The organism is Burkholderia sp. AW33-5, from assembly GCF_053427615.1.
In genome coordinates this window covers 489,568-514,302 of sequence record NZ_JBSAXA010000001.1, presented here as the reverse complement: position 1 = coordinate 514,302, position 24,735 = coordinate 489,568, and the positions used below count along the sequence as shown (strand labels likewise).

Annotated in this window: 21 protein-coding genes; 5 read left to right on the top strand and 16 right to left on the bottom strand. The window is 65.7% G+C overall.

Features of this window, described 5'->3' with window-relative positions; translation table 11 throughout:
- Positions 1–195: 195 nt before the first annotated feature.
- The 3 genes from ACV22V_RS02400 to ACV22V_RS02390 all read right to left on the bottom strand — a co-directional run bounded on the left by ACV22V_RS02400 (position 196) and on the right by ACV22V_RS02390 (position 1,429).
- On the bottom strand, positions 196–462 hold the full coding sequence (locus tag ACV22V_RS02400) for a DUF5676 family membrane protein (protein ID WP_448012892.1): 267 nt from the start codon (positions 460–462) through the stop codon (positions 196–198).
- Between the two features lie 72 nt (positions 463–534).
- The gene (locus ACV22V_RS02395; protein WP_448012891.1) at positions 535–1,191 is read right to left on the bottom strand and encodes a methyltransferase family protein; all 657 of its coding nucleotides are present in this window, start codon (positions 1,189–1,191) and stop codon (positions 535–537) included.
- Positions 1,175–1,429: a DUF2933 domain-containing protein gene (locus ACV22V_RS02390; RefSeq protein WP_448012890.1), complete on the bottom strand. Its 255-nt coding sequence runs from the start codon at positions 1,427–1,429 to the stop codon at positions 1,175–1,177. Before ACV22V_RS02390 ends, ACV22V_RS02395 begins: the two co-directional genes overlap by 17 nt.
- A 487-nt stretch (positions 1,430–1,916) precedes the next feature.
- Between ACV22V_RS02390 and ACV22V_RS02385 the strand changes: the two genes are divergently transcribed.
- Genes ACV22V_RS02385 through ACV22V_RS02375 form a run of 3 tightly spaced genes read left to right on the top strand, consistent with a single transcriptional unit; the run spans position 1,917 to position 3,930 of the window.
- On the top strand, positions 1,917–2,579 hold the full coding sequence (locus ACV22V_RS02385) for a LemA family protein (protein ID WP_448012889.1): 663 nt from the start codon (positions 1,917–1,919) through the stop codon (positions 2,577–2,579).
- Between the two features lie 17 nt (positions 2,580–2,596).
- A complete protein-coding gene (locus ACV22V_RS02380; protein ID WP_448013013.1) occupies positions 2,597–3,430 on the top strand; it encodes a TPM domain-containing protein in 834 nt (277 codons plus the stop codon).
- Positions 3,431–3,432: 2 nt separating this feature from the next.
- Positions 3,433–3,930: a TPM domain-containing protein gene (locus ACV22V_RS02375; protein WP_448012888.1), complete on the top strand. Its 498-nt coding sequence runs from the start codon at positions 3,433–3,435 to the stop codon at positions 3,928–3,930.
- 164 nt (positions 3,931–4,094) lie between these two features.
- On the opposite strand, the gene glmS is transcribed toward ACV22V_RS02375, so the two are convergent.
- The 7 genes from glmS to ACV22V_RS02340 form a co-directional block, all read right to left on the bottom strand.
- A complete protein-coding gene (gene glmS, locus ACV22V_RS02370; protein ID WP_059531768.1) occupies positions 4,095–5,912 on the bottom strand; it encodes a glutamine--fructose-6-phosphate transaminase (isomerizing) in 1,818 nt (605 codons plus the stop codon).
- A gap of 47 nt (positions 5,913–5,959) precedes the next feature.
- Positions 5,960–7,048 (bottom strand): hypothetical protein, encoded by a 1,089-nt coding sequence (locus ACV22V_RS02365; RefSeq protein WP_448012887.1) that lies wholly within the window; start codon positions 7,046–7,048, stop codon positions 5,960–5,962.
- 92 nt (positions 7,049–7,140) lie between these two features.
- The gene (locus ACV22V_RS02360; RefSeq protein WP_448012886.1) at positions 7,141–9,294 is read right to left on the bottom strand and encodes a polysaccharide deacetylase family protein; all 2,154 of its coding nucleotides are present in this window, start codon (positions 9,292–9,294) and stop codon (positions 7,141–7,143) included.
- A 297-nt stretch (positions 9,295–9,591) separates the two neighbouring features.
- Entirely contained in the window at positions 9,592–10,362 is a 771-nt protein-coding gene (locus tag ACV22V_RS02355; protein ID WP_059689481.1) for a hypothetical protein, read from the bottom strand.
- Positions 10,363–10,376: 14 nt separating this feature from the next.
- Positions 10,377–11,393, bottom strand: a complete 1,017-nt coding sequence (locus ACV22V_RS02350) for a YaiO family outer membrane beta-barrel protein (RefSeq protein ID WP_448012885.1) — start codon at positions 11,391–11,393, stop codon at positions 10,377–10,379.
- A gap of 11 nt (positions 11,394–11,404) precedes the next feature.
- Positions 11,405–12,400, bottom strand: a complete 996-nt coding sequence (locus ACV22V_RS02345; RefSeq protein ID WP_448012884.1) for a polymer-forming cytoskeletal protein — start codon at positions 12,398–12,400, stop codon at positions 11,405–11,407.
- 3 nt (positions 12,401–12,403) lie between these two features.
- Positions 12,404–13,939, bottom strand: a complete 1,536-nt coding sequence (locus tag ACV22V_RS02340; RefSeq protein WP_448012883.1) for a glycosyltransferase family 2 protein — start codon at positions 13,937–13,939, stop codon at positions 12,404–12,406.
- Between the two features lie 1,243 nt (positions 13,940–15,182).
- On the opposite strand from ACV22V_RS02340, the gene wecB reads away from it, so the two are divergent.
- Complete coding sequence (gene wecB, locus ACV22V_RS02335) at positions 15,183–16,400, top strand: non-hydrolyzing UDP-N-acetylglucosamine 2-epimerase (protein ID WP_059531786.1); 1,218 nt, start codon at positions 15,183–15,185, stop codon at positions 16,398–16,400.
- 38 nt (positions 16,401–16,438) lie between these two features.
- Here the strand turns inward: wecB and ACV22V_RS02330 are convergent, their stop codons facing one another.
- The 6 genes from ACV22V_RS02330 to ACV22V_RS02305 form a co-directional block, all read right to left on the bottom strand.
- Entirely contained in the window at positions 16,439–17,227 is a 789-nt protein-coding gene (locus tag ACV22V_RS02330) for a hypothetical protein (protein ID WP_322039014.1), read from the bottom strand.
- 101 nt (positions 17,228–17,328) lie between these two features.
- On the bottom strand, positions 17,329–19,191 hold the full coding sequence (locus tag ACV22V_RS02325; RefSeq protein WP_223959507.1) for a methyl-accepting chemotaxis protein: 1,863 nt from the start codon (positions 19,189–19,191) through the stop codon (positions 17,329–17,331).
- A gap of 149 nt (positions 19,192–19,340) precedes the next feature.
- Positions 19,341–20,018: an OmpA/MotB family protein gene (locus tag ACV22V_RS02320; protein ID WP_059689476.1), complete on the bottom strand. Its 678-nt coding sequence runs from the start codon at positions 20,016–20,018 to the stop codon at positions 19,341–19,343.
- An 18-nt stretch (positions 20,019–20,036) separates the two neighbouring features.
- Positions 20,037–20,801 (bottom strand): flagellar motor protein, encoded by a 765-nt coding sequence (locus ACV22V_RS02315; RefSeq protein WP_059448808.1) that lies wholly within the window; start codon positions 20,799–20,801, stop codon positions 20,037–20,039.
- 23 nt (positions 20,802–20,824) lie between these two features.
- Positions 20,825–22,072 carry a Crp/Fnr family transcriptional regulator gene (locus tag ACV22V_RS02310; protein WP_223959503.1) on the bottom strand — a complete coding sequence of 416 codons (1,248 nt, stop codon included), beginning with the start codon at positions 22,070–22,072 and terminating at the stop codon, positions 20,825–20,827.
- 235 nt (positions 22,073–22,307) lie between these two features.
- A complete protein-coding gene (locus ACV22V_RS02305) occupies positions 22,308–22,970 on the bottom strand; it encodes a glutathione S-transferase family protein (RefSeq protein ID WP_448012882.1) in 663 nt (220 codons plus the stop codon).
- 303 nt (positions 22,971–23,273) lie between these two features.
- Here ACV22V_RS02305 and ACV22V_RS02300 point away from each other — a divergent pair, with 303 nt between their 5' ends.
- Entirely contained in the window at positions 23,274–24,632 is a 1,359-nt protein-coding gene (locus ACV22V_RS02300) for a polyhydroxyalkanoate depolymerase (protein ID WP_448012881.1), read from the top strand.
- Positions 24,633–24,735 lie beyond the last annotated feature (103 nt).

The window sequence follows — 24,735 nt, the reverse complement described above, 5'->3', positions numbered from 1 at the left end:
CCGCTTCCATTGAGGCTCGTCGCCCTGCGCATCAGAGGGCGCCACCGACGACGTGTCGGTGTGTCGAGCGCTAGCACAGGAGCAACGATCATTCCGTGCTTTCCCGTTCAACCCGTTATCTCACTCTCCTGATTTCCGGAGACGGACACGGGCAACGTGTGGTCCGGGAGAGAGGTACGGGCGTACGGAATTGCGTCAGTTCGGTCCACTCAGGCGGTTGTGCAACCACGCGAAGAAGGCGCCAGCTGCAAAGAACCAGACCGCGAACACACCTGCCGGGTAGACGACGAACCACCACGACAGTGACTCGCCCGTCTGAAGGCGCCGAAAATCGAGTCCGTGAAAAAGCGTGTTCATGAAGTTCATGAACGGTTCAGGAAGTGCCATCCACACGAGCGTGCACAGGACATAGAAGAGCACAACCGTGGCTGAAAGCGTCACGCCAGTCTTGAAGGGCTTCATGGCAGCCTCCTCATCCCGGAAGATTGCGATTGAGTTCGGCAGCAGTGCCAGCTATCGGTGAGCCGCCTGAAATCAATGTATTTGGGCCGGGCGTTTTCCAAAAACGTTGGGTACAAAGCGCGGCGTATGTGCCGCGTATTCACGCCACGCCGCGCCGAACTGCGCCTCCGAATCGCGTTCCTCTTGTATCGCTAGTCGAACGTACATGAAAACCAGAATGGGAAACATTTCCAAGGTCACCAGCGTGGGCCATTGAAGCAGGAAACCCAGCATGATGACGACGAACCCGACGTACTGAGGATGTCGGATTTTCGCGTAGGGTCCGGTGGTGGCCAACTCCTTGCTACGCTGAGCTTCATACAGTACGTGCCACGCCGTGGACAGCAAGTAGAAGCCGCCCAATATCAAGAAGAAGCTGAGAAGATGCGGAAGTCCGCCATGCGGGTCGCCGTGCCTGCCGGTCAAGGTCCACCACAGGTGCCCTGCATCGTGCGACAGCAGATTTGTTTGCGGAAAGCGCGCCTGCAACCAACCCGACAGCAAATAGATGGTGAGCGGAAACCCGTACATTTCTGCGAATAGCGCGACGATGAAGGCAGAGAATCCACCGAACGTTCGCCAGTCCCGCTTTGTCGCCGGCTTGAAGAAGCTGAACGCGAAGATGATGAAGACAAGTGAATTGATCGCTGCGAGGCTCCATAACCCGTAACCGTCATCGATGCTGGTCATGACCCTCTCCCGAATCAGGACGCCCCTCGGTCGATTTCGCTCCATGGTTCACGTGCCCATGGTGCATGAACAGATGCATCAGCGGGCACGAGAGCAACAGCAGATAGGGCAACACCCCAAGGAAGTGGGCTCGGTGTTCGGAAAGCAGGAGAAACAGTGCTATTGCAGCGAACGCGACGAGTGCAATGGCCGACCGTGATTTCCAGAACGGCCGAGCACCATGTGAGTTGTCATTCACCGCTGCCTCCCATTTCGTACCGTTTCACTTCCCGGCCGGATGCTGCCGCGCAGTTTGCCTTGCTCGGCGCTTTTGCGGTCGCCGTATTGGGATGATGGCGATCGCGAGCTGCATTGTCGGTGGCCGCCCGCGGACCGGCGATTGCAGCGCCATGACCATGCCGAGCGCCGCAACTGCGATTGCCGGTTTTTTCGGCAATGCCATCGCGTTCTACGCGAGCATGGCTCCGGATAGCCGGTCGAGCCCTGAAATCACTCTATGCTGACACCCCTTCGATGGCTTGACGTGGCTCAACGAATCGCGAATCGAACGCTTCATACGTAGCACAGCCGCGGGGCGGACAAGCGACCGGGACGGGGTATCGCTCCGGGCACGCTCGACAATGCAGCATTGACATGAATCAACTCTGCGACCGCGCTGCCACTTACGATAAGCAATGCACACGCGAGCGGCGGAATGCCGAGGAATATCGGACAGAGGCGCGTCCATGTCGACAAATCCTGCAGCAATCTCTGCGCGGCGCAGTCTGGCCCGCGCACTTCTGATAGCCGCATCGGCGGCGAGTCTGCTTGCTCTCTCCGGGTGCGGTTATAACGCCATCCAGAGCGAAGACGAGCAGGTAAAGGCCAGTTGGTCAGAAGTTCTAAATCAGTATCAACGGCGTGCCGACCTCGTTCCCAACCTCGTCAACACAGTGAAGGGGTACGCGAACCAGGAAAAGGAAGTGCTCGTCCGCGTGACTGAGGCCCGGGCGCAAGTCGGCTCGATTCGCGCCACGCCCGAACTCATTGCCGACCCGCAGGCGTTCGCAAAGTTCGAAGCGGCGCAGGGACAGCTCACGTCGTCTCTGTCACGCCTGCTCGTGGTATCGGAGAACTATCCGCAATTGAAGTCGGACGCGAACTTCCGGGACCTGCAGGCGCAGCTCGAAGGCACGGAAAATCGCATTGCCGTAGCCCGCAACCGATACATTCGCTCCGTCCAGACGTACAACACGACGATACGTTCGTTCCCGAACAATTTGACTGCGAAGGCATTCGGCTATCGGGAGCGCCCGAACTTCTCGGTGAGCAACGAGGCCGAAATTTCCAAACCGCCTCGGGTCGACTTCGGCTCGACGCCGGCATCTGCAGGCAAGGCCTCCAATTGAACACGTTCCGACTGGCGATGGTCGTCGTCTTTGCCTTCTTTGTCCTGGGGGTAGCACACGCGCGCGCGGACGCCGCCATCCCGCCACTGACGTCCAGAGTGACCGATGAGACCGGAACCCTGACCAGCGACCAGACGGCCAGCCTTGAGAAGACGTTGAGAGAGTTTGAGGCGAAACGAGGAACGCAGCTTTCGGTTCTCATTGTCCCGACCACGGAGCCCGAAACCATCGAACAGTATTCGATGCGAGTCGTCGAGCAATGGAAGCTTGGGCGCAAGAATGTCGACGACGGCGCGCTCCTGGTCGTCGCCAAAAACGACCGGGCACTTCGAATCGAGGTCGGGTACGGCCTCGAAGGTGTGCTCACCGACGCAACGAGCAATCGCATCATCAACGAAGCGATAGTCCCGCGATTCCGAAACGGGGACTTCTACGGCGGCATCACCGCCGGCCTCGACGGCATCATGCGCGTCACCAGCGGCGAGCCGTTACCTCCGCCGCAGCGACCACCTCGGGCCAGCGACGGCGCCGGACGGTTGCTTCCCGTTCTTTTCCTCCTGACGGTCATGGCCGGCGGGCTGCTGCGCGCCATGTTCGGGCGTCTGCCAGGAGCCGTCGTTACCGGCGGCGTCGTTGGGGTACTCGCGTGGATTTTATCGCAGGCGCTTTTCGTCGCCATCGCGGCGGGAATGATGGCGCTGCTCTTCACATTGCTGGGTGGCGGGATGCGAGCCGCTGGCGGGCGCTTCATTGGCGGTAGCGACGCACGTTTCGGTCGTGATTCGAATCGCGACATCTTTCGCGGAGGCGGTGGGGGCTTCGGCGGCGGTGGCGCATCGGGACGGTGGTGAGCATGGACCTGAAACGCCTCTTCCGGCATCTTTTCACGACCCACTGGCAGGTCAACAGCGTATTTTCACGGCGGGCGCTTGACGCTATCGACGAGGCTGTACGTACTAGTCATCGCGCGCACGTGGGTCAAGTCAGGTTTGCTGTGGAGGGGGCGCTGCACATTGGCGCCCTGCTGAAGGGCACGACTGCGAGGGATCGTGCCATCGAGGTGTTCTCGGACCTCAGGGTTTGGGACACGGAGCAAAACAACGGCATTCTCATCTATCTTCTTCTTGCGGACCGCGACGTCGAAATCGTTGCGGACCGAGGCATACACGCCAAGGTGGACAGCCGCGAATGGGAGGCGATTTGCCAGGCCATGGAGGCTCATTTCCGGCAAGGCGATTATCGGTCCGGTGTCCTGCGAGGTGTCGAGCAAGTGACCGAACTGTTGCAAAAACACTTTCCGGTTCACGGTCCGCAGCGCGATGACCTTTCGAGTTCGTCCATCGTGATATGAGCTCCGGAGCTTGAGAGCGATCCTCTCCGCGGGCGGCAAGCCGCCGATTCGTTACAGGAGATCGTCTGGACGAGACCGCGGACGGTTACTTCGTCGGCAAAGCGAGCGTCAGCAAGAAAAGGGAGGGGAGCTAAAAAAGCTTTAGCCCCCCTTCGCACCTCCCGTCACTCCACCGTCACCGATTTCGCGAGGTTCCTCGGCTTGTCGATATCCGCGCCGCGCAGGCAAGCCGCGTGATACGCGAGCAGCTGAAGCGGCACGACGTGCAGGATCGGCGACAGCAGCCCGTAGTAATCCGGCATGCGCAGCACCGACACGCCTTCGCCGTTGTCGATCCGCGTATCGGCATCGGCGAACACGTAAAGCTGCCCGCCCCGCGCCCGCACTTCCTGCATGTTCGACTTGAGCTTTTCGAGCAACGCGTCGTTCGGCGCAATCGTCGCGACCGGCATCGCGTGCGTCACGAGCGCAAGCGGCCCGTGCTTCAGTTCGCCGGCCGGATACGCTTCCGCGTGGATATACGAAATCTCCTTCAGCTTCAGCGCCCCTTCGAGCGCGATCGGGTAATGCAGCCCGCGCCCGAGGAACAGCGCGTTCTCGTGCCGCGAGAATTCCGCGGCCCAGCGCTCGATCTGCTGTTCGAGCGCGAGCACGTCCTCGAGCGCGTTCGGCAGCCGTCGCAACTGCGTCGTATAACGCGCGAGCTGCGCATCGTCGACGTAGCCGCGCAGCCGGCCGAGCGTCACCGCGAGTATGAACAGCGCGACGAGCTGCGTCGTGAACGCCTTGGTCGACGCGACGCCGATTTCCGGGCCGGCGCGCGTCAGGAACCGCAAGCCGGTCTGGCGCATCATCGCGCTGGTCGGCACGTTGCAGATCGCCAGCGTATCGATGTGGCCGAGCGCCTGCGCATACTTGAGCGCGGCGAGCGTATCGGCGGTCTCGCCGGATTGCGACACGCTGACCACCAGCGTATTCGGCAGCGCGAGCGCGTCGCTGTAACGGTATTCGCTCGCGATCTCGACCTGCGCGGGCAGGCGCGCGATCGTCTCGAGCCAGCGGCGCGCGGTGAGGCCGGAATAGTGACTCGTGCCGCACGCGAGAATCAGCACGTTGTCGATCTGTTCGAACGCGCGTGCGGCATCCGGGCCGAATATCGCCGGATCGAACAGCCCCGCATCGGGAATCGTCGCGGCGACGGCCTGCGGCTGCTCGAAAATTTCCTTCTGCATGAAATGCCGATACGGCCCGAGCTCGACCGCGGCCTGCGCCGACGAGACGGTCTGGATCGGGCGATCGACCGGCGTGCCGCCACGCTCGAGGATTCGCACGCCGCCCGGCGTCAATTCGACGATGTCGCCTTCCTCGAGAAAGATGAAGCGATCGGTGATGCCGGCGAGCGCGAGCGCGTCGGATGCGAGAAAACATTCGTCGTCCTTCAGGCCGACGACGAGCGGCGATCCGACCCGTGCGCCGATCAGCCGCTGCGGCTCATGCTTGCTGAACACCGCGATCGCGTATGCGCCGTGCAGTTGCGACGTCGCATCGCGCACGGCGGCGAGCAGATCGCCGCGATACTTGCTGTGAATCAGATGGGCGACGACCTCGGTGTCGGTCTGGCCATCGAACTGGTAGTGCTCGTCAGACAGTTGCCTGCGCAACGTTTCATGATTCTCGATGATGCCGTTGTGCACGAGCGCGATTTCGTCTCGCGAGAAGATCGGATGCGCATTGCAGGTTGCGGGCGCGCCATGCGTCGCCCATCGCGTATGCGCGATGCCGGTGCTGCCGGACAGCCCGGCGCTGCGCACGTGCGCGTCGAGATCGGCGACCCGCGACACACTGCGCTCTCGTCGCGCCTGGCCGTCGACGACGGTCGCCACGCCGCATGAATCGTAGCCGCGATATTCGAGGCGGCGCAAACCTTCAATCAGAATCGGAACGATGTTCCGTTGCGCGACCGCGCCGACGATGCCACACATGACACGTCTCCTTCCCTGTTTCCGTTCATCGACCGTGCGCCGTCGTGTCAGCGCGATCCGGTCACCGTTATCTCCGCCGTCGTGAACCCGCATTTGGCGGGCGCGAGCGGGTCGGCCATCCGGCTTTCGAATGCCAGATACAGCGCCTCCTCCAGTACGTTCCAGTGCGAGCCATGACGGTACGGGCCCGAGCGCGCATACCAGCAGGCGACGGTGCTCCAGTCGTTCATCTTGAATGCGACCAGCGCGATCAGCCCCCACGGAAAATCGGAGCCGGCCAGTTGCATCCAGGTCTTGCCGTACTTCTGCATCCACTGCGCATAGATCGTCTCGTTCGACTGGTCGGGCACCTGGATGCCGGACAGGATCGGGAAGATCTGCGCGACTTTCGCCGGATAGAAGCTCGTGTCGCTGATCTTCTGCGTGCTCGCTCGAAAGCCGGATTGCGTGCCGCGCCAGAACACCTTCACGATCGCCGACGACAGCCGGTCGGCACGCTGGCTCCACGGCCCCGCGTGCGCGTAGTCGGCGCGGCGCACGTAATACGCGGCGAGCGCCTGGAACGCGCTGTGCACCTCGACGTTATCCATCAGCAGCGCGACATGCAGCGACGACGAGATCTGATAGACGCCGCTCGCCTTGTCGAGCAGCGTGTCCAGGTGCGCGCCCGCGCGGTTCAGGCTGAGTTCCCAGGCAGCCGGCATCCCGTCGGGAGGCGCAAAGCGCGCGAGCAGTTCGATCCAGGTCGCCATCATCGCGTCGTCCGCGTCGGCTTCCGCGCACGGGCCGACCTGTCCGCTCTTCACGCAGAAGCGGTCGAATCCGCCGTCCAGCCGCTGGCGCGGCAACACCCACGCGATCCACGCGAGTGCGGCCTGATGGGCATCCATATGGGTGTCGGCGGCGGCGAGCAGCGCCTTCGCCGCGAAATAAGGATCGATGCCGGCGCCGTTCAGGCGCACGGTGATCGCGCCGTCCGGGCGTTGATACAGCCCGTTCAGCTGAAGTTCGGCGGCGCCCGCGTGCAGCACGGAGCAGCACGCGGCGACGCAACAGGCAACGCGCCACGCATGGCACGGCCTGACAAGGGCCGCCACGCACGCGCGTGCGGCCGGGAAAAGCGCGGGCCGTTTCATGATCGGGGGCTCCTGCGCGGTAGTTCTGCGCAATTCGCGCCGGGCGCGGCGTTGGCCGCGTCGCGCGCCGGCGGGTATATCGACGTTGCGGCTCAGTGCACCTTGGCGCTGGTGAACTGGAGACTGGTGCCGCTATTCGCGGTCACGAGCCAGTACGTCGAGTCGGTGATGCCCACGCTGCCGCTGCCTTGCGTGATGATCGGCAACGCATACGCAGCCTTCGGCAACAGCCACGTCATGTTCGTCAGGCTGGTCGGGTGGCTGGCGGAGAATGTCCAGCCGCTACCCGTGTCGGTGGCCGACCACGTGACGTTCAGGCGCGCCCGGTCGAAGACCGTGATATCGGTCATCGTGTACCACCGGAACTGCCCGGTCAGCTTCAGCAAATTGGCTTGAGTGAAGATCGAGGACAGCGTCGACGTATAGGACGACGCGCCGAGCGGGTGCGCGTAGATCAGGCGGCTCGTGTGGTTCGCGACGACGAAGTTCATCAGCGCGGCGTACCAGTTGTTCACGTCGGTCGTCGGCACCGCGTATTGCTGGAACTCCTCGAACGTCGCGTACTTGCCGAACGGCATCACGGGGTAAGCCCACAGGCCCGGGTTCAGCAGCGCACCGTTGCGGTATGCGCGGGTCGGCGCCGAGCCGGTGTGGCCGGTGAAGTAGTACCCGTTGAAGCCATTGCTTTCGAGCCAGTTCACCGACCAGGTCGGCGTGTTGCCTTCCGGCGCCGCATACTCGATGTCGGGCAGGCCCGTCGCGGCCTGCACGGCCTGGTGGTTCATCACGAGGTACTGCGTGAACGTGCTCGCGTTCGTCTCGCTCGCATTCGCCCCCCAGTAATCATGGATCCAGCCGCCGTGACTGCCGACGCGATGCCCCCTGCCGATGAAGTATTTGAGGAGATTCTGCGCCGTCGGGTTATTGGCGAGATTGATGCCGCCGCCGTCACCGAAGGTCGCTTCGTCGGGACCGGCAGTGACCACGACGGAGAACGGTCCGTTGTTCCACACGCCGAGGCTCTTCAGATAAAGCGCCGGCTGGATCTGGTCGCCCGCGCAGAAGTGCCAGTTGAACACGAGCCCGGCCTGCGCTTTCGGCAGCGGCGACAGCGACGGCAGGTTCAGCATCTGCGTGCCGAAATAATGCAGGTAGCCGTGAATCAGCATGCCGTCGGTCTGGCCGTCGAGGTAGGCCAGCGGCAGGTTGACGAACAGCACGCCGCCGTTGCCGTACGGGTTGTAGCCCGACACCAGCCCGAACGTCGGCGAGGTCAGGATCGTCGTGCCGGAATACGTGCCCTGCGTGACGAAGCTCGGATAGGTCAGGAAGCCGTATACGTAGCCGGAGATGCCTTCGAGCGTGTCGGTGGTGGTGGTCAGCGTGGACGCAAGCGTGTTTGCCGTCTTGCCGGTCGAGGTGCTCAGCAGCGAACCGGCACTATACGTCGTGGTCTTCTTCAGTTTGCCGGTCACGGTGCCGGTCAGCTTCGGGAGCGTCTGGCTCAGCACGCCGCTGCCCGTGGGGGGCGTCGTGTACTGGAACCACGCATTGTGGTTGTAGTTCGCGAGGCCGCCCGGGTTCGACGGGCTGGCGGCCAGGAACAGCGCGCTGCCGGACGTCGATGCCGACGTCTTCGACGAGCCGGAGCTGCTCGTCGACGCGAACGAAGTCGTGGGGCTGGCGGCCGTGGTCGCCGAAGTCGTCGTCGTCCATGCCATCGACTTGCCGGGGGGCACTTGCAGCGTGCGCAGCCAGCTGCTCATGCCGGTCACGTTGCCGAGGCCGATCATGTTGCCGCCGTATTGGTCATACAACACGTAGTCGACGCCGGCCATGTTGCTGAAACGAGACTTCGGGCTCACATAGAAGCCTGCCGAATTCAGTACGCCGAAATCATAGACGAGCATCACCTTGCCGCCGTTCAGCGCGTAGTTCTGGATCGCCGTCACGAGCGCGTCGGCGGCCGTCGTATGCACCTGGTCCGGCAGGATCAGGCCCGGATACTGCGACAGCGACGAGCCGGCGGCCATGAACTGGCTGTCGGTCATGACGGTGATCTGCAACCCTTCTTCCTGCGCGGTATCGAGCCACGCGGACACGCGAGAATCAGGCAGCGTCAGCGTGTCGGGCACCAACAGGAGAAGCTGGTTGGTGGCCGCCCGAACGCCGCCCGGACTGAATGCGAACGCCAGCGCGAATAGCGCGAACAGTATCCGCAAGAACTTGCCTGACTTTGCCAACATGGTGTGCTCCTCGCTTAAGGAATGGGTGGCGCCACAGCAGCGATGAGCGTGCCGCCAGCTCGGCCCACCTTGCCCGGTAGATGTGTGCGGCTGCCCAGTTCGTCGAGCATCGAACGACGTCGGCCATCGGCGGCCGGCCCGTCTTCTCCGTTGGAAAAGAATCGATGCGACGCAGGGAGAGAAGCGAACAACGTGCCATTGGCTCCGGAAGCCCTGTCGTGCTCGCTCGGTGCGTCGCGTGCCGTGCGGTGCGGCGAAAAACGCGGCCGAATCGTTTCATCACTGATACGGCGGCGTTTAGCACGAATCGTCGGACGGATTCGTCAGCGAGCCGGGCCAGCTCGCGCAGTAGGTATAGAGCGTGACGAGCAGGCCGATCAGGAGCGGGCCGCCGAGCAGGAAATAGCAGAACGGCAGGAACAGCAGCGAGCCATGATGGATGACGACCGCGTGCAGCAGCATCACGAACGGCAGCGCGAACACGAAGTAGCCGACCACGAGAAGCGATGCGGCGATCTTCTGCAGCGGCGTGAAATCGAGCGGGTAGTAAAGCGCCGCCATCACCAGCGGAATCAGCGCGATCGCCGCGCCGTGCAGTACGAACATGTCACGCAGATGCAGCATCGGCACATATGGGAACGCGCCCGGTGCGAGCCAGAAATACGCGCAGATCAGCAGCTGCGTGAAGCTCGCGATACGTAACAGATATGCAACGGGCAACCAGTTTGCACGCCGGAAGAACGACGCGCCGAAGCCGATCGCGCATAGCACCGCGGTCACGGCAAGCTGCGTCCCGCTCGGCATTCGCGCGGCGAGATCGATCGACAGCAGCGGGACGCGCGGCGCATCGGGCGGGTAGCCGATCACGATCACGTGCAGTGCCGGATCGATCTCGTGCGCCCCCCACGCCATGACCGCGCGCCAGTAGCGCCACGCGAGCGGCAGGCCGAGCCACAGCAACGCATATAGCGTCGGGGTCAGCAGCACGATCGACATCAGCCAGCGCTGTGGATGCGGGTGGATCCGCAGCGAACGGTCGACGGGAGGACGGACGGGATGCGTCTGCATGGCGCCCGTTCCCGTTACCAGCGATAGAACACGCTCAGCTCGCCGCCGATCCGTGAATAGTAAGGGTTATGGTAGTAGTCGAATTCGAGTTGCGTACCCCACTTGCGCGTGAACCAGTAGCGCCATTTCGCGATCACTTCGTGACTGCGGAAATCGGCGATCTGCGAACCGGATCCGGTGACCTGATACGCCTCGCGGCCGAACCCGCCACGCAGCACGATCACGCTTTTCCCGACCTCGCCGTAGGTGACGGCGCCGTAGTATTGCGGCGCCTTCACCGACCCCGGCGAATCGACCGTGTAGTTCGTCCCCGCCTCGAAGATCCACTTCGGCAGCGCATACCAGATCACGCCCGCGTGATACAGCTGATCCCGGTGGCCGCTGCGATTCCATGCATAGCCGGCGCCCAGCGACACGATCAGCGACCGGTTGGACAACAGCTTGCGGTTGATCGAGAGGTCGACGCGCGCGCTCGGCAGGATCGTCCCGGACGTCGTGCCGGAAAAACCGATGCCACCGAACCAGTCCGGTCCCATGTCCTGCACGTACGTCAGTGCGCCGAGCTGCGTGCTCTCGCCGAAGCGATGCAGCTGCGCCAGCTCGCCGAGTATCGTGCGGCCGCCGTCCTGATAGACGCCGCGCACGTGCACGCCGTACCAGTCGCCATACCCGTGCGTCAGGTGTGCGCTGGACACGCCGAGCGACATCTCGGCATGCCGCTCGCTCGGCGCCTGCACGTGCGCGATCACGGCGTCGGGCAACGGCGGCCGGTTCGTATCGTCAGGCGAGAATTCGGCGAGCGGCGTGCCGTCCGGCAGGCCGTCGGCGGACACGCGCACGAACGTGGGCGCGTCGAGCGTGCGCGGCACGATGACGGGCGCGGCGGCGGCGGGCGACTGCGCGGGTGCCGGCGCACCGGCGTCATCCGGCTGCGCCGCGAGCACCGGGAGCGGGCCGACGGCAACGCCGCACAGCACCGCCAGAGCGGCGACCGGCGCGCGCGAGCCGCGACGGCGGGAACGATCGGACATGGAGGCGCTCCTTAACGGGATGCGTGGAACCAGCCGCTGCGGCATGCGACGAGGTCGCCGTGCACGCATGCATGGCCGACGACCGAAACGTCGCGCGCACAGGCGCTGACAGGATGACCGGCCACGCCGATGCGCGCGCCGGTCAGGCGCAGCAGGCCGCCGGCCGACACGACGCCGTCGATGCAGCTGCCGCTGGCGAGCAGCACGTCGTCCCGCGCGAACACCGAGCCGTGCAGCAACGCGTGGCGCTCGAGCTCGACGCGATGCGCCTTGACGCCGCCGCGCAGCACGCAACCGTCGCCGAGCACCAGCGTGCCGTCCACGACGAGGTTCCCCTGCACGACCGTATGCGCGGGCAGACGCACGTCGCAGGGCAGCAGGTAGCGGCCGTGCACGTAGCGATGCGGCAGCGTCGAGAAGTGGCGGGTCAGCGAGATCGCACGGCGCGGCGCGACGGCCGTATCGTCGGTCGGCACCGTCGGTGCCTTGCCGAACACGATCGGCTCGCCGTACAGGCACGCGAAGCCGCCGGCGCCATGCAGGTATACCGTCCCGCCCACCACGACGCCGCGCAGCACCGCGCTGTCGACATCGATCTGCGGCGCGTGCGCGAGCATGCCGATCGTCGCGCCGGCACGAACGTCGATGCGCTGCTCGGCGAACGCATACGTGGCCCGCGCGCCGCCGTCGAGCGTGATCGCACGATCGGCGTACAGCACGTCCTCGCAATGCTCGTCGTGCACGACGCGGATCTCGTCGTCATGCCGCACCAGGAGCCCGAGCGCGTGCCACGGCGGCATCGCGGACGCATCGGCCGGCCGCGCACCGCCCGCATGCGCGCGCAGCGCATCGCGCCAGCGCGCGGCGAGCAGCGCCTGGTCGACGAACGGCCCGTCGCCGATCGGCAGTGCCGCCACGTCGCTGCGCCGGATCAGCTCGTGCAGCAGCGGCAGGAACGGCAGGCTCAGCACGCCCGCCACCGGCACCATCACGTTGAAGGTCGTCATCGTTCACCGCCCCGGTTTCAGTTGCCGGCGAAAACGCTCGGTCTTGTCCCATTTCAGTTCGCGGCGCAACGCGGCGTCGAGCACGAGCCCCCAGAGCGCGGACACCACGGCCGCGATCGTCACGCAAAAACCGACCACGTTGACCGGCACGAGCCGCAGGCGCGTCGCGCGACCGTCGAGCCGCGCGGCGACGACGATCTCGAAGAACACGCCGAAGTTGCCGAAGGTGCTGAACGCGAACAGCGCGAACAGCGACACGAGCAGGCCGAGCGCCGTCGAGTTGACGCCATTGAGCAGATAAAGCGTGATCGCGGTGCCCCACGCGATCGCGAGCAGCGCGGGCATCAGGAACACGCCGAGCAGCAGCGCGCCGTCCAGCCGGCAGCGCCGCGAGATCAGCGGATTGCGCAACACCGGACCGAGATAGCGCAGCAGCGTCTGGTTGTGCCCCTTCGCCCAGCGCGTCAGCTGCCGCGCGCGCACGGCCCAGCGCTCGGGCACTTCCTCGTAGCATTCGGCGTGATTCAGGTAGACCGTGCGCCAGTCGCTCAGCAGCAGGCGATAGGTCATGTCGGTATCCTCGGCGAGCATGTCGTCGCACCATCCGCCGACCGCATCGAGCGCGCCCTTTCGGATACCGCCGACCGTGCCGCCGTATTGCGGCACCAGGTTCAGGTTGTTGCGCGCCTGCTGGTTGACCTGATAACCGCCCGCGCGCTCGAGATCGAGGAGCCGCGCGAGCAGATTGCTGTCGGCGTTCTGCGGCACGACGCGGCCCATCACCGCGCCGACTTCCGGATCGAAGAACGGCGCGACGAGTTCCTTCAACAGCCCGGGACGCGGCAGATAGTCGGCATCGAACACCACCATGATGTCGCCGCGGATGAAGCGCAGCGCGTCCTTCAGCGCGGCCGCCTTGCCCGGCTTGCCGCTCTCGCGATGAAACGGCTTGATGAGCTCGGGCGCCAGCGCGCGCACCTCGTCGATCAGCGCGCGCGTGTTGTCGGTCGAACGGTCGTTGACCGGAATGATCGTCAGCCGGTCGTGCGGATAGGTCGTCGCGAGCAGCGCCATCAGGCAATCGACGACGACGGCTTCTTCGTTGTGCGCGGCGACGAACACCGTGAGCCGCGGCCATTCGCCGTGGGTCACCGCCCGATAAGGCGCGTGCTGCGGCTTGAACAGACGGTCGAGACTGAACACGTAATGCCGCGCCGCATAGACGCAGGTCAGTAGCGTGAACAGCCACAGGTAGGCGACACAGGGAATCAACAGCACGTCGGGATCGAACGTGACCTGCGCGGTACGGGCCGACGCCGGTCCGAGCAACGCGTCCGCGTCGGTCGACGCGCGCACCGCGAGCGGCGCGGCACCGGCATAGGCGGCGCTGCGCTCCGCCGCGCCGGCTGCGGGCATGCCGATGCGCACAGCGTCGGCGAACGGCCGCAACGCGGTGTCGTGCACGATCTGCGAGCAGGCCAGCACGATCAACAGCAGGATGCCCTCGACGCAGAGCGACACCGTCCGACGGTTCTTCATGTCCTGCCCCCGTGCCGGCGACGGCGGCAGCCGAGCGCTTGCGCCCGGGCCGTGCATCGCGCGGATGTCAATGGGAAGCGGCCGCACGTTCGTCGCGCAAGCGCGGGCGTCTTCCGCGCCGGACGAACGTGTCCTGCCGCTTTCCGGATTCGTTGCTTTGGCGTCCCTGCCCGTCTGCTGTCGTTGGAACACGTCGGAACGCACCTGTCCGCCCAGAACAAGCAAGCGGCGAGCCATCGACCGCCGCGCCCCGTGCGGCAAGGACCCACGATCAGGCGGCGGGCGCGGCCGGAGCCGCGGCCGAGTGTTTTTGATTCACCGGCGAATCAGCTTTTGGCACGGCATGTGCGGTCGGCAGCCCGATCCGTTCGCGTTGCGCGGCGAATCGTCTGTTCATCGCACGTATGTCGCCTCGCGCGCTTCGGCTTCGAGACGCGATCCGTCGCGAATCGCCATCGCACGGGCCATGACCGGAAAACGTCCGCGCCGACGCTGCCGCGCGCGCCGGAAGGCCGTCATGCGTGCATACCCGCCGCATTCCGGCCGCGCGTTACAGATACGCAACATTTCGCGCCTGTCGGCTCGGGCAGCGCGCGCGATGCGGCACGACGGGCAAATCATTTCTCCGTGACCCGATCCGGACAATCGGCGACACGCCTTTCATTGCCCAGACAAAATTCGCATGTCGAAGCGATTCAATGCGCTTCGAACGATGGATGCCGTTCGAGCGGTAGTCGACGCTCGATCCGCGCCGCCGAGCTTCGCATGACGCGACCACGCCGCTCGTACGAATGGGCGCCCGTTTATCTGCATCGCACCCTTGCGCCGATCCGGCGTCCGTAGCAGTTGTGAAACGTTCCGTAACGAAGCGCGCGTGCCGCGCGAATCGGACCCGGACGCAGGGGCCGCTGGTTTGAATATTGCTGTATGGAAAGCGGGATCGCCTTCCCGGTGCGCCGGCGCGCAGCGACACGAATCGTGTGACGGAAGGACGTTTCGATCGACACAATGAGGAACGCTAATGACGTGATTGACGAGATGCAAGGGGACGTCCGTAGTCCGACGATTGCGCGGCGGAGACCGCGCGGACAAGAACGGTGCGCTCGCCCCGCCGCGCCGCTGAATGTCGTGCGGCCGACGCCGGCCGGCGTCGGCCGCATGCGGAACGGGACGAGTCGCCTGCAACCAGGTTTGGCGCCAGGTGCCGGGTCTTCCGGCGCGAAGATGCTCAACGAGGATAACGATGAAGAAGATCTTGCTTGTATTCGGGACTCGGCCGGAAGCCATCAAGATGGCGCCGCTCGTCCGCGCACTGAAGTCGCGCAAGGATATCGACGCCCGCGTATGCGTGACCGCCCAGCATCGGGAGATGCTGGATCAGGTCCTCACGTTGTTCGACATCAAGCCAGACTACGATCTCAATCTGATGCGCCAGAGCCAGACGCTGACCGACGTGACGACCGGCATTCTTCAGGCGATCGGGATCGTCTTCGACGACTTCCGCCCCGACGTCGTCCTGGTGCACGGCGACACGACGACGACGCTGGCCGTCAGTCTCGCCGCGTTCTACCGTTATCTGCCGGTCGGGCATGTGGAGGCGGGCCTGCGCAGCGGCGATATCTGGTCGCCGTGGCCGGAGGAGCTGAATCGCCGCGTGACCGATGCGGTGTCGTCATGGCATTTCGCGCCGACGGGCCAGGCGCGCGACAACCTGTTCAGCGAAGGCGTGCCGGTTGGCGCGGTCGTGATGACGGGCAACACCGTGATCGATGCGCTGCACGACGTCAAACGCATGCTCGACCACGATACCGTGCTCAACGACAAGATCGCCGCGCACTTTCCTTTTCTCGATCCGTCCCGCCGCGTCGTGCTGATCACCGGCCATCGCCGCGAAAGCTTCGGCGAGCCGTTCCGGCATTTCTGCGAGGCGCTCTGCACGCTCGCGAACCGCTATCGCGATGCGCAGTTCGTCTATCCGCTGCACCTGAATCCGAACGTGCGCGAGCCGGCGCGCGCGCTGCTCGGCAGCGTGCCGAACATTTACCTGATCGATCCCCAGGAATATCTTTCGTTCGTATTCCTGATGTCGCGCTCGCATTTCATCATCACCGATTCGGGCGGCATCCAGGAGGAAGGGCCCGCGCTCGGCAAGCCGGTGCTCGTCACGCGCGAGACGACCGAGCGGCCCGAGGCGATCCAGGCCGGCACCGCGCGGCTCGTCGGCACGGACCGGGAACGAATCGTCTGGGAGGCGTCGCGGCTGTTCGACAGCGAGAGCGCGTACGAGGAAATGGCGCGCGCGAGCAATCCGTATGGCGACGGCCATGCGAGCGAGCGGATCGTTCACGCGCTGATGCATTCGCCGGGGGCGACCGCGAGTGCGACGAGCTTTTCGCTGGGCGCCGCGGAGATGCCGTTCAACGCGCTCACGCTGGGGCTGCAGGCGTTGCGGTCGCCTTGAATCCGGTCGGCGGGCGACAGGCCGACGGCTACCGTCCGCTACCGGACCACGGCATCGGCCATCGATTGCGCCTGCGCGATCAGCCGCGGGTAGATCCGCTGCGACACCACCTGCGTGGCGAAACACGCCTGTCGCGCGTCCTCGGGCACGCGCCCCGCGCCGCACGCCAGGATCGGGCGCAGCGTCACGCTCTTCCACTGGATATAAACCCGTTCGCCCTGCCGGACCGACACGGCCAGCGTGTTCGGCCCGTCCGGCACGCCGTCCTGGCTTTCGCCCAGCAGCCACGCCTTCACCACGCCGTCGGCCGGCTGCCGCTTGACGGGCAACTCGGCGAAGCGAAACGCCGCGGCGTCGTCGCCGAATACGTCCGTGTAAAGTGTTTCATTGTCGAGAATCGCGGCCACGTCGTCCGTCGGCTTGATACCCGCATCCGCCGTGCTCGCCCACGCCTTCAGCAGCGGGACCGTCGTCACGACGAGATTCGTCTTGCCGTCGGCCGACTTGAAGGCCAGCCCGTCCGGCCCCGGCGGCATCCCGTCGACGGGGCCGACGCTCTGCACCGTTCCCGCCGCCTTCGCGGCAAACCCTTTCGCCCGGACCGTGCCGATGAGCCTCGCGAGCCGCGCATTCACGTCGGCCGTGTACTGCTGGTCGACACTCGGTCGATCTTCCGTTCGCGCCGCGGCCACGGCCGCCGCTGCCTTCTTCCGATACGCAAGATACGAATCTGCCGGCGATGCGATCACCTTCGCCCCAACCGCGCCGAGCACCGCCGCGACCACCACCGCCCCTACCCCGACCTTCAGTCTTGAAATGCGCTTCATTTTTATGACGTTGACGAATCCCGCGCCGACCGCGAAAACGTCCGCCGCGATCCCGCGGCCGACGCCCCTCAGAAGCGCATCATTCTAACGTCGCGCGCGCTTCATTCATCCACCTTGAATGCCGATACCAGCTGCGTCAGTTCCGCCGCCTGCTGCTTCAGGCTTTCCGCCGCCGCCGCGCTTTCCTCCACCAGCGCCGCATTCTGCTGCGTCATCTGATCGAGCGACTGCACCGCGTCGCCGATCTGGTCGATGCCGGCGCTCTGTTCCAGGCTCGCTTCGGCGATCTCGCTCATCATCGCGCTCACGCCCTGCACCTGCGATACGACGTCGCTCATCACCTTCCCGGCCTCGCTGACGAGCCGCGACCCGGCGTCCACCGTCCCCGCGCTGTGTTCGATCAATGCCTTGATTTCCTTCGCCGCCTGCGCGCTGCGCTGCGCGAGATTGCGCACTTCCGACGCGACGACCGCGAACCCTCGGCCCTGCTCGCCGGCGCGTGCGGCCTCGACCGCCGCGTTCAGCGCGAGGATGTTCGTCTGGAACGAAATGCTGTCGATCATCACGATGATCTCGGAGATGCGCTGCGACGCATCGCTGATCTGCTCCATCGTCGTCACGACTTCGCCCACGACGTGTCCGCCACGCATCGCCGTATCGGATGCGCCCGTGATCAGCTTCGCGGCCGTCGTCGCGGTTTCGGTGTTGTTGCGCACGACCGCCGTGATTTCCTCCATCGACGAAGCCGTCCGCTCGAGGTTGCTCGACTGCCCTTCGGTCCGCTCGCTGAGGTCCGCATTGCCCGACGCGATCTGCGCGGACCCGGTCGCGATCGACGCGGACGCCGCGCGAATCCGGTGAACGAGCGTCGACAACGACGACACGAAGCGGTTGAACGCGTCCGACAGCTGGCCGATCTCGTCCTCGCTCTCGACCGTCATCCGGCGCGTCAGGTCGCCCTGGCCGCTCGCGATCTCCGACAGCAGCGTCGCCGCGCGGCGGATCGGCGCGGCGATCGCGCGCCCGACCAGCCAGATCACGACCAGCGCGACGCCGAGGCCCGCGACCGCGGCGACCAGCGCCGCGCTGCGAATCGCACGCGTCACCGGGCCGAGCAGTTCGGCCTGCGGCACTTCGACGACCACGTACGCATTCAGCTCCGGAATGAACGACGTCGCGATGAAGCGCGCACCGCCGTCGCCGTCGTAGCTCAGGTACGCATACGGCTGGCCGGCCAGCAACGTCGACGATGCATCGCCGGGCAGCCCCGGTTCATCCTTCAGGAAGTGCTTGCCGTCGATCAGCGACGTATCGCGATGCATCATGATCGCGCCGTCGGGCCGCACAAGGTATGCGAACCCGGTATCGCCGATCCGGTACGCGGCGATCCCCTTCGCGAGTGCGTCGACGGACAGGCTCATGCCGGTCGCGCCGACCGGCGTGCCGTCGAGTTCCACGCGGCTGTTGATGAACATCATGTAGCCGCCGGCCGTGACCTCGCGATCCATGTTCACGTCGTAGGTCTTGCCCGATGCGAGGAAGGTCGCGAGCCACCGATCGTTCTCGGTGACCTTCCGCTGCAGGCCGGCCTCGTTGTAGTAGTTGCCGCTCTTCACCGACACCCACTGCACGGACGCCGCCTTCTGCTCGTCCTTCACGTTCCTCGCCAGCTGGATCCAGTTGCGCGTGCCGGCGTCGGGCTCGCCGTCGGCTTCCCATTGCAGCAGGAACGCATCGCGCGCAAGGACGCGCGATGCGGCGATCGGCCCGGCCAGCTGCCGCTGCACGTCGGCGCGGATGCCGCTCACGGCCGTCGGCAGCCCTTCGCGGACGACACGCTCGCGCACGGCGTTGCCGATCAGACGGACACTCAACCCGCTCGAGATCGCGACGAACACGAGCAGGCAGCTCGTCATGCTGAGAATCAGCTTGTTCTGAATGGACAGCTTGCGCCAGAAATGCATGGGGAACCCTCGATAACCGCTCGGTCTGAGCCAGCTTGGGTTATCGGCAGGCGCGCGCGGAATCGCATCGCCGGGTTCACATGTTCGTCATGCGAGATCGGATATGTCGTTGGCGGGTAACCGTCGCGCGCCTGGCGAGGTTCGCACGCTCAATACGCGACGAAGATGGTCACGCGTCGGTTGCGCGCCCTGGCGGCCGCATCGTCGCCCGCGACGAGCGGCTGCGTATCGGCCCGCCCGATCGCGGCGAGCCGGTGCGGTGCGACGCCGCGATCGGCCAGATAGCGCACGACGCTGCCCGCCCGCGCGGACGACAGCTCCCAGTTCGATTCGTATTTCGCATTCGCGATCGGCACGCTGTCGGTATGCCCTTCGACGAGAATGTCGCCGGTCGCATGTTCGCTCAGCGCCTGCGCGATCTGGCCGAGCACCGGTGTCGCATCGGGTAGCAAGCGTGCATCGCCGACGTTGAACAGAACCTTCGCGTCGATGCCGATCTCGATGCCATGCCGCGCGCGCACGAGCGAGATGCGGCCGCTCGACTTCAGCGCGTCGAGCGATGCCAGCCAGGCGGGTGCACGCTCGGGCATCGCCGCGCCGGGCGCGCTGGCGGTCCCGCTGTCGTGCCGCGCGAGCGTCTGATAGCGCGCGTCGAGCGCGTTGTATTTCGCGAGCTGCAGCACGTATAGCGCGAGAAACAGCACCATCAGCGTCGTGATGAGATCCGCGTAGGAAATCAGCCAGCGTCCGGATTGCGTGCCTTCGCCTTCGTCGTCGCGATCGGCGGCGAGCGAGCCCGCCCGCGCGCCGTCAGTTCGAGCGGTCATGTCGAAGCTCCCGGTGCGTCATGCGAGGGACTCCGCCGCGCGGCCGCGCACGTCGCCGGTCAACCGCGTCTCGATCGTATGCGGCGACTCCTTGCGCGAAATCGCGAGCAGGCCGTCGAGATACAGCTTGCGGAAACGCAACTCGCTGTCGATCTGCGCGCGCAGCTTGCCGTAGAGCGGCAGAAACACGAGGTTCGCGAACGCGAGGCCGTAGAGCGTCGCGATGAACGCGACCGCGATGCCCGGTCCGAGCTGCGCCGGTTCGAGAATGTGGCTCGTCACCTGGACCAGCCCGAGCACCGAGCCGAGAATGCCGAACGTCGGCGCATAGCCGCCGGCCTGCTGCCACACGCGCGCGGCCGCGAGCCGGCTGCGCTCGTATGCGTCGAGCTCGCGGTGCAGCGCATCCTCGAGCACGGCGGTCGACACGCCGTTCGCGAGCAGTTCGAGCCCGCGCCGCGCGAACGGATGGATACCGCTCACGTCCATCGATTCGAAGGCGAGCAACCCGTCGAGCTTCGCGCGATCGCCCCACTCCAGCAGGTCGGTCAGGTGCTTGCGGTCGACTTCCTGCGCACGCACGAACGCGAGCCGCAACTGTTTCACCGCATCGAAGAACCGCGCCCACGTGTTCTGGATCATCACCGCGCCGAGCGTACCGCCGAGCACGATCACGAGCGCCTCGAACTGGAACAGCATCGAAAAATGTCCGCCTTCCAGTGCGAAGCCGAACACGATGGCCGCGCCGCCGAGCAGCACGCCGGCCAGGGTCAACAAGTCCATGGATGTCTCCGTCGGATTGCGCGTCACGCGTCGGATGAAGCCAGCGGCATCGGTGCCGCTCCTGCCGCAGGCGCCTTGGCCGCGCGCACGGCATCGAGCACGCGCCGTTCGATCTCCTCGATCTCGATCGGGTCGAGCTTCAGCTCGCGGCGCATCACCCACGACACCTCGTTGCGCCGCGCTTCCGTCATCACGGAGAACAGCTTGTCGGCCACCGCGCGATCGTCGAGGCTCGCGATCAGCTTCGCGAGATCGTACGTATCGAATGCGCTGATCACGTCGAACAGCGTGCGCTGGTCGACCCACACGATATCCTCGAGCGCGCGCACGTCGCCGCCGGCGCGCGGGCTGCGCCGCGAGAAATACGCGACGCCCTTCTGCTCGACGTAACCGAGCACCTTCGACTTGCGGAACGCGAACACCTCGTCGGCGATCTCGCCGTGCGACAGCTTGTTGAGCAGCAGCTTCCGGTCGACGCCGATCAGCGCTTCGAGATCGGCCAGCTCGATCAGTTCCAGCTCGCTGTTGATCGACAGGTCGAGATCGTGATCGGCGACCTGCTGCGCGCGATCGACCACGCGCGCGGCATCGAACGTGACGACCTGGCGCGCATCCGATGACGCCGTGTAATCGGCCGCGCCCCCGGCGTGGTCCGCCTGCGCGGCTTCGATCGTGACGAGATTGAGCTTCTCCATGCGGCGCAGCATCGCAAGCACGTGCGGACGCGAATGGCCGGCGATCGCGCGACAGCGGCGAATCACGTCGGCGAGCGGCACCGATGCCTCGGCCGCCTGCGCCTGCATCGGCCGCCGCGACCACGCGTCGTCCGATCCGCGCGTGTCGGCGCCCGCCATCAGCGACAGCACATGCGCATACGACAGCACGCCCGGCATGAAATCCGCGTGCGTATAGGTCGCGAGCTGGTCGTCCTTGCGCTTCACGCGTCGGATCATCGTGCGCACGACATGACGGAGCAGCGCGGACACGTGCTCGATTTCCTCGTCGAGCAGCGTGGCCGGCACGACCGTGAGCTGACAGAACGACAGCGCCTTCGCCGTATGCGCGCGCGGCTCGGAAGCGAGCAACGCGGATTCGCCGAAGAACTCGCCGCGCCCGAGCGTCGCGACGACGACACGCTTGTCTTCGCAGCGCGTCGACAGCTCGACCTTGCCGTCGGCGATCAGAAAGATGACGGGCTCGCCGGCGAAGCCCTCCGAGTAGATGATCTCGCCGGGCGCGGCCGTACGCGTCCAAGATTGCTGACGGTTCAAGTTGGTTCCCCTGCTGCGCTGGTTGTTGCGGACTGCGCGTCGCATGTCGCATGCATGCGATCGACAGTCGTCCCCGTGCCCGTTTAACGTCATCGGCGCCGGCATCCTTTAGGGAATTCGTCCTCGTTTCCAGCGAAAATCAACGTAAAACGTTTGCGAGTTGCGCAGTTGCGGCGGCGGTTCGTTTCGATGGACGTGCCGGCGTCCGATTCAACGCACGAAGGTGCGTCGCGCGTCAGAACTCCATGTCCAGTTCGTCGATGTCTTCGTGCTCCGCTTTCGCGGCATCGATCCACTCCGCGACGAACGGATGCGCGAGGATGCGCATGCAGTACTCGGCGATATCGGGTTCGAGTTTCACGTCGTAGGTCAGGAATCGCGTGACGACCGGCGCGTACATCGCATCGGCGACGCCGATCCGCTCGCCGAACAGCCAGGGGCCGCCGTACGCGTCCAGGCAATCGCGCCAGATCGTCACGATGCGCTCGATGTCGTGCTGCGCACGCGACCAGGTCCGGAAACCGGGGAAGTGCGCGCGCAGGTTCATCGGCAGCGCGGAGCGCAGTGCGCTGAAACCGGAATGCATCTCGCCGCAGATCGACCGGCAATGCGCGCGCGCATGCCGGTCGTCCGGCAACAGCCGCGCTTGCGGCCGGATTTCGTTCAGGTATTCGGCGATCGCGAGCGTGTCCCACACCGTGCTGCCATCGTGCGTCAGGCACGGCACGAGGATCGACGGCGACAGCAGCAGCAACTCCGCGCGCGATGCCGCGTCGATCGGCACGCTGACGGTCTCGAACGCGAGCCCGCTCAGTCTCGCGAGCAGCCAGCCGCGCATCGACCACGACGAGTAGTTGCGGCTGCTGATGGTCAACGTCGTCCGCCCGGTAGCTTCCATGTCGCTCTCCCGCTGATTGCCGTTCGCGCCCCTGCACCGAAAGCGCACGCCGCGCCACGCGAACCGCACCACGCCAGTGCGGCGCGTTCGCCGAAGTGGCGCATCGCCGCCTGGTGCAGAGGCACGGCCGTTACCCCGAACCGCAGCGGCAGCGCGCGGCGTTCGGGCGCCCGGCTGCACGGGGACCGCATGTATCGCCGTGTCCGTCGCCGCGTTCGAGAACCGCGTGCAACGCGCGTGCCAGCCGCATGCTGGCACACGGCTTGCCTCGCTCCATGCAACGTGACGCAACGAGCGACGGACATGAACCTGCTTGCCTATCCGTACTACCAATGGTCTGCGGAATGCCTGCGCCCGGCGCGCGCATGGGCGGCCGTCACGCGCGCGACGATGTCGCAGTGGCCGGCCGCCACGTCGACGCCGACGGGCCGCATGGTCGACGCGCTGTGCGAACTGCTCGAATGCTGCGCGTTCTCGCACCGGCGCCCGCCGTTCGGCATCGCGTCGGTCGTCGTCGACGGCGAATCGGTGCCGATCGTCGAGGAAGCCACGGCGGCCACGCCGTTCGGCACGCTGCTGCATTTCCGCAAGGCGCGGCCGATTGCGCGCCAGCCGCGCGTGCTGATCGTCGCGCCGATGTCCGGGCATTTCGCGACGCTGCTGCGTGGTACGGTCGCCACGATGCTGGCCGATCACGACGTGTACATCACCGACTGGCACAACCCGCGCGACATCCCGCTTTCGGCCGGGCGATTCGGTTTCGACGAATACGTCTGGCACGTGATCGATTTCATTCACCAGATCGGCCCGGACGCGCACGTGCTCGCGATCTGCCAGCCGACCGTCGCCGCGTTGTCGGCGGTCGCGCTGATGGCCGCCGCCGGCGATCCGACCCAACCCGCGAGCCTGACGCTGATGGCGGGGCCGATCGACTGCCGCGTGAATCCGACGAAAGTCAACGCGCTCGCCACGAGCCGGCCGATCGAATGGTTCGCGCGCAACCTGATCAGCGTCGTGCCGGCCGGCTTCGTCGGCGCGCAGCGCTGCGTGTATCCGGGCTTCGTGCAGGTGGGCGCGTTCATGTCGATGAATCCCGACCGCCATGCCGCTTCGTTTGCCGACCTGTACTACGAGCGTGCGAAAGGCGACCCCGCGAAAGCCGACACGCTGCGCCACTTCTACGACGAATACTTCGCGACGGCCGATCTCACCGCGGAGTTCTATCTGGAAACGGTCGAGAAAGTATTCCAGCAATACGCGCTCGCGCGCGGCGAGCTGCTGGTCGGCGACCGGTTGGTGGAACCGGCCGCGATCCACCGCACCGCGCTGCTGACGATCGAGGGCGAGAAGGACGACATCTGCGCCGTGGGCCAGACGATGGCCGCGCAGGAGCTGTGTTCGGGATTGCCGCCGTACCTGAAAACGCACCACGTGCAGACGGGCGTGGGCCACTATGGCGTGTTCAACGGCAGCCGTTGGGAAACGCAGATCTATCCGATCGTGCGGGCGACGATCCATGACAACGAGCCGTACGATCGCACCGCCGATACGGACGGCGGCGCGAGCGGCGCGCACTACGTGACGCTGCGGTCATTGCTCGACGCGCGCGCGGCCGATCGCGATGCGGCGGCGACCTCGCCGCAATCCGATCGCGTGCACTGAACCCGCGCGGTACGGCAGCGATCGGCTGCGGCACGTCGGCGTTGAAAACGAAGCGCCCCGCACGGATGGCGGGGCGCGATGCCGGTCAGTGCGCGAGCGGCAA